The organism is Microbacterium sp. NPDC055442 (assembly GCF_053644215.1).
The window spans coordinates 1-8,146 of record NZ_JBSHLF010000004.1; the positions used below are offsets into that span (position 1 = coordinate 1).

The following is an 8,146-nucleotide window of genomic DNA, read 5'->3' on the forward strand; positions in this document are numbered from 1 at the left end:
TCGAGCAGCTCGCCCTCGCATACCCCGAACGCATCAACCCCCACCTCTAACTACCCCCGCTGATGCCCACTTACACAGAAATCTTGACAAGCCCAACTGCGCGGCCACCTCGGGGAGCAGGTTCCCCCGTACCGGGACGAGCCCGTCACGGCTGACCCCGAGGGTCAGCCCGCGTTTGCGCATCGCCCGCGCCTGGCCGGGTTCGGTACCGTCTTGATCCAGGAACACCGCCCACACCGTGGCATACGTGCGAAGATCTTCCGCACACGCCGGCGGGGCGGCATCCGCCCCCTCACCGCGAGCGGCCGCAGCCAACTCCGCATCCGCGGCCAGGAGCGCCTGCCGCCCCGCGATACATCCCCGCAACGGGCCGGCCACCGCGACGACCCCGTCGACACCGACCTCACCCGCTACGAGCACCTCCCGCATGCCCGGCAGCTCCGCCGGGAGCAGCTCCCCCGTACTCGGTGCGGTGCGCTGCTCGATCGCCCGCGCTGCGGAGACGATATCGGCCGCGGTGCGCTGAGACACCCGTGTCGCCCGCTGCACCAGCTCACCCTCGGACCGGCACCCCAACCGGGTGGTCAACCGGTCCGCATGCGGGACCGCATCGGAGCGTTCCCGCACCTGCCCGACCGTCTCGACCAGCACCGCCTCCACACCCCGCAACAACCGCCCCGCCGCCGCGAGCACCGCCAGCACCTCGTCATCACTCGCGACCCGCAACACGCCCTCATCGAACACGGTCTGCACCACCCCGGCCAGGGCGTCACCCAACCGGGCGAGAGTGACAGGAAGGGTGCTCATACCCCCCATTCTGGCCAGGGCCACCGACATCCAAACCCCCAGATGACACCCCGATTACAATCCGTGCACAACCCGCCCGGAGACCCCCCTGTGGAGGAAGCGATCCCCGTGCCCGTGCCCGCAGCATCCGCCCACCCCCGCCGCATCCGCCGCATCCGCCGCCCCCGCCGCATCCGCCGCCCCCGCCGCATCCGCCGCCCCCGCCGCATCCGCCGCCCCCGCGGCATCCGCCCACGACCGCGAGACCGCAACAGGCCGCCGAGACTGCGGGGCCCACCCGCTGTCTCGACCCGCCGATGCAGTCTCGCGGTCAATGGCGGGGGAGATCGACGCGACGGTCGCTCGCGACGGTGTCCGCCCCGGGGCGGGTGTCTGTGTGGACACAGCGCGCGACCCTCGCCACCGCCGGCGCGGGGCGTCGAGAGATCGCGGGGCTCTGCATCGAGTAGTCTCGGCCGTGATGTTCAGCTTCATCATTTCGTTCCACTGACGGTCCTGCGCCCCGCCCCTCGCAGCTCCTGACCGACCAGGGCGGGGCTTCGTGCGCCTCGGCGCGCCGGCCCTCGAACGAAGATCCGCGCAGCGCGCGCGTAGATCGCTGAACAACGGAGATATCCCTGTGTCTACCCGCCGACCGTCCTACCGCGTCGTCCTGAGAAGCCCGGGCATCCGCCCCGCCTTCATTCCGAGCATCATCGGACGACTCTCTCTCGCCACGTCCGGCCTGGCCCTCATCTTCCTGCTGGAGGAAGCGACCGGATCCTTCGCGATCGCCGGCGTCATCACCGCCGCCCTCGGGCTGGCGAACGTCATCGCCACTCCCTGGAGATCCCGACTCATCGATCGCTTCGGGCAACGGCGCATCCTGTCAGTGCTCGGCGGTGTCCATGCCGTGTCTCTCATCGCGCTGGCACTTCTTCCCACTGCCCCGCTCACGGTGCTTCTGATCGTGTGCGTCATCGCGGGAGCGTCCTCGCCACCCTTCGGTGCGACGATGCGCGTCGTGTGGTCGACAGCGCTTCCCGCCGGGCCGCTTCGAACGCGCGGGTTCAGTCTTGACGCCGTGGCCGAGGAAGTGACCTTCGCCGTCGGTCCGCTCGTCGCCGCCGCTCTCGTTGCGGTGTCCGGTCCACTCGCAGCGCTCATCTTGTCCGCGGCGTGCGTCTCGGTAGGGAGCGGCCTGTTCGTACTCAGCGGGCTGTCCCGCGCCCAGCGAGGATCGCGGCACACCGATCGCACCGCGCCGGCCGCCATCACTCCGCTGCGCACGCGCGGGTTCGTCCCCGTCATATTCGTGATGACCGCACCCGGCCTGATCCTTGGCGCGATAGAACTTGCAGCCCCGGCTCTGGCAGTCGAAGCCGCCGCACCCGCGCTCGCTGGCGTTCTTCTGGCGGTGTTCGCCGGGTCGAGCGCACTCGGCGGGCTTCTGTTCGGCAGCCGCCGCCTCCCCGGCTCGCTCGCAACCCAGCTGCTCATCCTCGTCGGGGCGCTCATCGCCTTCGCGAGCGCCACGGGCGTAATCGGCGGCGTTGCGGCCGGCCTGATCGGATTCGCGCTAGCGGGGCTCTGCCTCGCCCCCATCCTCATCGTCGGCTACCTCGCCGCAGACGACCTGGCCGACGCGCGAGTGAAAACCGAGGCCAGCAGCTGGATCAACACCGCGATCAACTTCGGCGCTGCCATCGGCGCCCTCATCTACGGTGTCATCACGGACGCGGCCACCCCCGGCTGGGCCCTCGCGGGAACGGCGATCGTGGCGGCTGCGTTCGCGACGCTCGGGGCTCCGTTTCTGCTGCGAACCTCGGCAAGGCGGATGCCGCATGAGAATGGCGGGGGTGCTCATGCCGTCCATTCTGACGAGGGTCACCGACATTGAAACTCCCAGATGAGCCCCCGTTCCCGATCGGTGGGAAACCCCTTCCCTGATGGCCTGGGGAGGAACGAACGCAGCGCGCTCACTCGCCCGCCCCCGCCGCATCCGCCCACGACCGCGAGACCGCAACGGGCCGCCGAGACTGCGGGGTCCACCCGCTGTCTCGGCCTGCCGATGCAGTCTCGCGGTCAGTGGCCTGCACAGTGGCCTGCAAAGTGGACGCGACGGCGGGAGTCGAACCCGCAGCACGACCGGGTATGAGCCGGTGTCCGGGACCACCCGGATCGCCGCGATGCCCCACGGTACCGATCCCGTCCGGCCCGCCGACGGAATGTGTCGATACGTGTCGCCGTGCGTCGCCACATGACGACACCCCGGGGCGCCGGTGGTCAGCCCCGGTCGCGACGGGCCGGCGGCGGCGAAGTCAGGGCGCGCAGCATCCGCTCGATCGTTTCGCGGAGTTCGCCGCGAGCCGGTTCGGCGAGATCGGTCGCGTACTCGACGCCCGCGGGGATCCAGCTCAGGCCGTACATCGTCTCGCGGAAGTCCGCCCCGCCGACGGGCCACCGCGTGTGCGACTCGTCTTCGGCCTCGGCGCCCTGCCCCCACTGCCCGAAGTAGTCGCGCATCTCGTCGAGTGGAAGCTCCATGACGGCGTCGGCTTCGACGGGCTGCCGGGCCCAGGACCGGGCGACGAGGATGAACTCCTCGATCTCGTCGGGGGTGAGGGGCTTGGGCTCGAACAGCACACGAGTGTGCTCGACGGACTCGAGCCGGTCGACGCGGAACGTGCGCCAATCATCCCGCTCGAGGTCCCAGCACAGCAGGTACCAGTGCCGGTCGGCGGGCGCCAGCGCGTGCGGATCGACCCGCCGCCTCGTCACCTCTCCCGACGCCGCGGTGTACGTGAAGCGCACCCGTTCGTGGTCGCGACACGCGAGCGCCAGCTCCCCGAGCACCTCGCTCGAGACCGCCGCGCCGGCGTTGATGCCCGCCGGCTGCACGGTCTCGGCGAGCGCGTTGACCCGTCGACGAAGCGGAGCGGGCAGCACCTGCTCGAGCTTCGCGAGCGCCGTCAGCGTCGTCTCGGGCCCCGAGACGAGACGCTGGGATGCCGCGACCCGCAGCCCGATCGCCATGGCGACGGCCTCTTCGTCGGTGAGCAGGAGCGGCGGCACCGCGCTGCCGGCCTCGAGTCGATACCCCCCGGATGCACCGGGCGACGACTCGATGCGGTACCCGAGGTCACGCAGTCGCTCGACATCCCGGCGCACGGTGCGCTCGGTCACCCCGAGCCGGGAGGCGAGCTCGGACCCCGGCCAGTGCCGATGCGTCTGCAACATGTTGAGGAGCGAGAGCGCGCGCGTCGTCGTATCGGACATGCTCCAAGAATGCCGGACATTGCGGACAGAAGCTGGCCGGGTAGCGAAGTACCGTCGCGGCATGACGAACGAACCGATCATCGAAGCGCAGGGTCTCACCAAGCGCTTCACCGTCAAGAAGCAGACCGTCGAGGCGGTCACCGACCTCACCTTCCGGGTCGCGCGGGGCGAGCTCGTCGCCTTCCTCGGCCCCAACGGCGCGGGCAAGTCGACGAGCCTGCGCATGCTGACGACCCTCATCCCACCGACCTCGGGCACGGCACGCGTCGTCGGTTTCGACATCCTGCGCCGCCCCGCCGACGTGCGGGCCCGCATCGGCTACGTCGGGCAGCTGACGAGCGGCAGCTTCGCGCAGCGCGTGCGCGATGAGCTGCTCAGCCAGGGCGCGTTCTACGGAATGTCGGCGGCGGCATCCCGCGCGCGCGCCGACGATCTCATCCAGTCCCTCGACCTCGCTCCGTTCGCGATGCGCTCCGTGCAGCAGCTGTCGGGCGGCCAGAAGCGCCGCCTCGACATCGCCCTCGGACTCGTGCACGCGCCGCCGCTGATCTTCCTCGACGAGCCGTCGACGGGCCTCGACCCGCAGAGCCGGGCGAACCTGTGGCAGCACATCCTCGATCTGCGCGCCCAGCACGGCACGACCGTGTTCCTCACGACGCACTACCTCGAAGAGGCCGACCGCTACGCCGAACGCGTCATGGTGATGGACAAAGGACGGGTCATCGCCGACGACACGGCGCACCACCTCAAGGCGAACCTCGCCGGCGACGTGCTGACCCTCGGGTTCGCGACGGAGACGGATGCTGCGCGGGCGGTCGCCGTCGTGCAGGGGCTGACCGACCGCGAGGTGCGACACGGGCCCGCGGCATCCATCACCGTGACAGCACCCGACGGGGATGCGCTCCTGCCCGCGGCCGTGCGCGCGCTCGACGCGTCGGGAGTGCGCGTCGAGCGCGCGACGGGAGTGCCGCCGACCCTCGACGACGTCTTCCTCGCGCTCACGGGACGCACACTGCGCGAATCGGGCGAGGGCGAGCCCGTCACCGACGACGAACAGACCGAGAAGACAGGAGCCCAGAGATGACCACGACCGACACCGCCGTGCGGGCGAACGCCGCCCGCGACACGTGGAACGTCCTCACGCGCGAGCTGAAGCCGGTCCTGCGCGACCCGTTCACGCTCATCTTCAGCCTCGTGCAGCCGCTCGTCTTCCTCGGACTGTTCGCCCCACTGCTCATCGGCTCGTCGGGTCAGCCCGTCGGCGAGACGCTGCAGTGGTTCGTGCCCGGTGTCGTCGTCATGATCGTGCTGTTCGGCACGGGGGCGGTCGGGTCGAACCTGCAGTACGAGATGATGACGGGCTCGCACGAGCGCACGCTCGTCGCTCCACTGTCGCGTTCGTCCCTGCTCGTGGGGCGCGCCCTCAAGGAGATCGCACCGATCGTCGTGCAGGCGCTGATCATCGTGCTCATCGCGTGGCCCTTCGGGTTCCGCATCGATGTGCCCGGCCTCGTCATCGGGCTCGCGCTGCTCGCCGTGTTCGGCGTGGGGCTCGGGTCGCTGTCGTACGCGCTCGCCCTGAAGACGAAGGACCGCGAGTGGCTGTTCTGGGGCGTGCAGCAGACCCTGATCTTTCCGCTGCTGATCCTGTCGGGCATGCTGCTTCCGCTCGATGAGGGTCCGGCGTGGATGCGCGTCGTCGCGACGGTCAACCCGGTCAACTGGGTCGTGCAGGCCGAGCGGGCGCTGTTCGCGGGCGATCTGGCGTCGCTCACGGTCGTGTGGGGGTGGGTCGCGGCGATCGTGCTCGCCGCGGTGGGGCTGTGGGTCGGCATCCGAGCCATGCGGCGTTCGAGCTGATCCAGACCGCCTCCGCGGTGGATGCCGCGCGGCAGGCAGGAACCGATGTTGCGTGCACCGACCCGCCGATGCGACATGCGTTGCACGGTGACCCGGCTTCCTGCCTACGGCGCGCCGAGACCGGTGAAAACGGGGTCTCGCACCGCACTAGGCTCGGGGAATGGTGACGGCGAGGCGGAGGGACATCCCCGCTGTCGCCACTGCCCTGACGCTCGTGGCCGTCGGGACGATCGCCGGAGCCGCGCTGGGCGCGAGCCCGGCATCGGCGGCCGAGTTCACCCCGTCCGCCCTGGACCTCGCGCCGGATGCCGCGCGCGCCGACCGTGACGTCGCGATGGCGTGGGCGGCTCGCGTGCTGCTCGTGCTCGCTCTCGCCTGGCTGTTGATCGGCATGCTCGCCGCGCAGACGCGCCTCGTCCGGCGCCCCGGCGCCGCGGCCGCGCGCGCGACCTGGCTCGCCTCGACGAGACCGTGGCGTGCCCGCGAGTCGACGCTCGGGATGCTGACTCTCGACCGGGTCCTGCTCGTGGTCGTGCCGGTCGGGCTCCTGGTCGCGACGCGGGCGGTGCAGACGTCGTTCCTGTCCTGGAGCTATCTCGCCGTCGACATCGGCGCGTGGGTCGTCTTCGCCGCCGTCGCGCGGCTGCTCGTCGGTCCCGGTCGCTCGCCGTACCCCCTCATGGCCGCCGTCGGCGGTGTCGTCGTGCTGCGCTGCGTGCTCTCGCTCGCCGTGGTGTCGGTCGTCGGCCCCGGTGGCTACTGGTCGACGCTGTGGGAGTCTGCCCTCTTGCGGTTCCCTTACATCGTGCTTGCCCTGGGGCTGCTGCTGTGGGTGTTCGTCGCGGGCGTGTGGGCGACGTCGGTGCAGTTCGGCGCGCGTCGCGCGATCGGGATCGTGCTCGCCTCAGCGGGCAGTGGGCTGGTCGTGCCGGCCGTCGCGCTCGCCGTCGTGGGGCTGGATCGGGCGCTCGCGCTGTGGCACAGCGAGCTGGGATTCCTGCCGCCGGGCCTGGGTGTCGCGTCGTATGTCGAGGTGCCCGGGGCAGCGGCCTGGCTCGCGGCGGGCCTCGGAGCAGCGCTGTGCGCCGTCGGACTCGTGCTGGCGCTGTCCCGCCAGCCCGCGGCATCCGTCCGTCGCTGACTCGGGCGGATCCGACCGGACGACGGTCAGACGGTGCGGTCGAACGCGCCGTTGCGGGTCGAGACGATCTCCTTGCCGAGCGGCATGAGTGAGATCGGCACCATCTTGAAGTCGGCGATCGCCATCGGGATGCCGATGATCGTGATGCACAGCGCGATGCCCGAGAGGATGTGTCCGAGGGCGAGCCACCATCCCGCGAGGATCACCCAGAGGACGTTGCCGAGGAACGATCCGACGCCCGCGGTCGGCTTGGGCACGACCGTGCGGCCGAACGGCCAGAAGACGTAGTTGGCGGTGCGGAACGACGCGATCGCCCACGGGATCGTGATGATCGGGATGCAGAGCAGGATGCCGGCGACGACGTAGCCGACCGCGAGCCAGAAGCCCGCGAAGATCAGCCAGATGATGTTGAGGATGACGCGCACGAGGACCATTGTGGTGCGTCGGCCTGTGAGCCGCCCCGGGAGGTTCGTGCGCCTCAGTCTGCCCCCAGCCAGCGCATCGAAGGCCATCTGCGGCAAGTGAACGCGGAGGGCGGACGTTCACTTGCCTCACTCTGCTGCTGTGGCGGGCGATCGGCCGCAGAATGAGGCAACCGAGAGCTGGGCTGAATTGCGTGCGCTCCAGGGGGCGGCCCCGGAACTCGATTGCCTCACTCTGTCGGCGTCCTGGCAGTCTGGGCGCGGAGTGAGGCGAATGAGCGTGCGTGCGCGGGGTTCACTTGGCTCAGTCTGCTGTGGTTCTGGGGGCGTAGCAGCAGAGTGAGGCAACGGAACGGCCGGACGCGCAGCGGCAGAGTGGCGAACGAGCCGTGAGGGCTGGGTCAGAATGAGGCGAACGAACGAGGGCCCGATCAGGATGCCGCGCCGCGGCGCTGCACGCGACGGAGCAGCGCGACGGCGCCGGTGATCAGCAGCACGACGCCGACCGTCCCGCAGCATCCCCACTCATCCCCGCGAGACTGCAACGGCGCGCCGAGACTGCGGGTGAACCCCGCAGTCTCGGCCCCCACCTGCAATGAAGCGGTGAGGGGGTGGGCGGGCGAGGGGGCGGGCGGGAGGGCGGCGCGACCCCCCGGTA

At 70.6% G+C, this 8,146-nt stretch carries 8 protein-coding genes and 1 tRNA gene; 4 read left to right on the forward strand and 5 right to left on the reverse strand.

Translation table 11 applies throughout. The features are described 5' to 3' along the window. Positions 1-33: 33 nt before the first annotated feature. Complete coding sequence (locus ACWIBS_RS09970) at positions 34-807, reverse strand: DUF222 domain-containing protein (RefSeq protein WP_454136917.1); 774 nt, start codon at positions 805-807, stop codon at positions 34-36. Between the two features lie 619 nt (positions 808-1,426). On the opposite strand from ACWIBS_RS09970, the gene ACWIBS_RS09975 reads away from it, so the two are divergent. After that, entirely contained in the window at positions 1,427-2,686 is a 1,260-nt protein-coding gene (locus tag ACWIBS_RS09975; RefSeq protein WP_376131427.1) for an MFS transporter, read from the forward strand. 213 nt (positions 2,687-2,899) lie between these two features. On the opposite strand, the gene ACWIBS_RS09980 is transcribed toward ACWIBS_RS09975, so the two are convergent. Both ACWIBS_RS09980 and ACWIBS_RS09985 read right to left on the reverse strand, forming a co-directional pair. After that, positions 2,900-2,975, reverse strand: a tRNA-Met gene (locus ACWIBS_RS09980). A 97-nt stretch (positions 2,976-3,072) separates the two neighbouring features. Then, positions 3,073-4,065, reverse strand: coding sequence for a helix-turn-helix transcriptional regulator (locus tag ACWIBS_RS09985; RefSeq protein ID WP_376131424.1), 993 nt, complete (start codon positions 4,063-4,065; stop codon positions 3,073-3,075). 61 nt (positions 4,066-4,126) lie between these two features. On the opposite strand from ACWIBS_RS09985, the gene ACWIBS_RS09990 reads away from it, so the two are divergent. From ACWIBS_RS09990 to ACWIBS_RS10000, 3 genes are all read left to right on the forward strand, one after another. After that, on the forward strand, positions 4,127-5,149 hold the full coding sequence (locus ACWIBS_RS09990) for an ATP-binding cassette domain-containing protein (RefSeq protein ID WP_376131421.1): 1,023 nt from the start codon (positions 4,127-4,129) through the stop codon (positions 5,147-5,149). Then, entirely contained in the window at positions 5,146-5,925 is a 780-nt protein-coding gene (locus tag ACWIBS_RS09995; RefSeq protein ID WP_376131418.1) for an ABC transporter permease, read from the forward strand. The genes ACWIBS_RS09990 and ACWIBS_RS09995 overlap by 4 nt, the downstream gene beginning before the upstream one ends. 160 nt (positions 5,926-6,085) lie before the next feature. Continuing rightward, positions 6,086-7,066, forward strand: coding sequence for a hypothetical protein (locus tag ACWIBS_RS10000; protein ID WP_376131415.1), 981 nt, complete (start codon positions 6,086-6,088; stop codon positions 7,064-7,066). Positions 7,067-7,092: 26 nt separating this feature from the next. Here ACWIBS_RS10000 and ACWIBS_RS10005 read toward each other — a convergent pair whose 3' ends face one another. Continuing rightward, on the reverse strand, positions 7,093-7,491 hold the full coding sequence (locus ACWIBS_RS10005; protein WP_376131412.1) for a YccF domain-containing protein: 399 nt from the start codon (positions 7,489-7,491) through the stop codon (positions 7,093-7,095). 428 nt (positions 7,492-7,919) lie between these two features. Next, positions 7,920-8,146 (reverse strand): hypothetical protein (locus tag ACWIBS_RS10010; RefSeq protein WP_454136920.1); only part of this gene is annotated, 227 nt, incomplete at its 5' end.

Bases quoted from the DNA above. Each gene is read 5' to 3' on its own strand.
- ACWIBS_RS09970 (WP_454136917.1), bottom strand. From the start codon at position 807: ATGAGCACCCTTCCTGTCACTCTCGCCCGGTTGGGTGACGCCCTGGCC.
- ACWIBS_RS09985 (WP_376131424.1), bottom strand. From the start codon at position 4,065: ATGTCCGATACGACGACGCGCGCGCTCTCGCTCCTCAACATGTTGCAG.
- ACWIBS_RS10000 (WP_376131415.1), top strand. From the start codon at position 6,086: ATGGTGACGGCGAGGCGGAGGGACATCCCCGCTGTCGCCACTGCCCTG.
- ACWIBS_RS09990 (WP_376131421.1), top strand. From the start codon at position 4,127: ATGACGAACGAACCGATCATCGAAGCGCAGGGTCTCACCAAGCGCTTC.
- ACWIBS_RS09995 (WP_376131418.1), top strand. From the start codon at position 5,146: ATGACCACGACCGACACCGCCGTGCGGGCGAACGCCGCCCGCGACACG.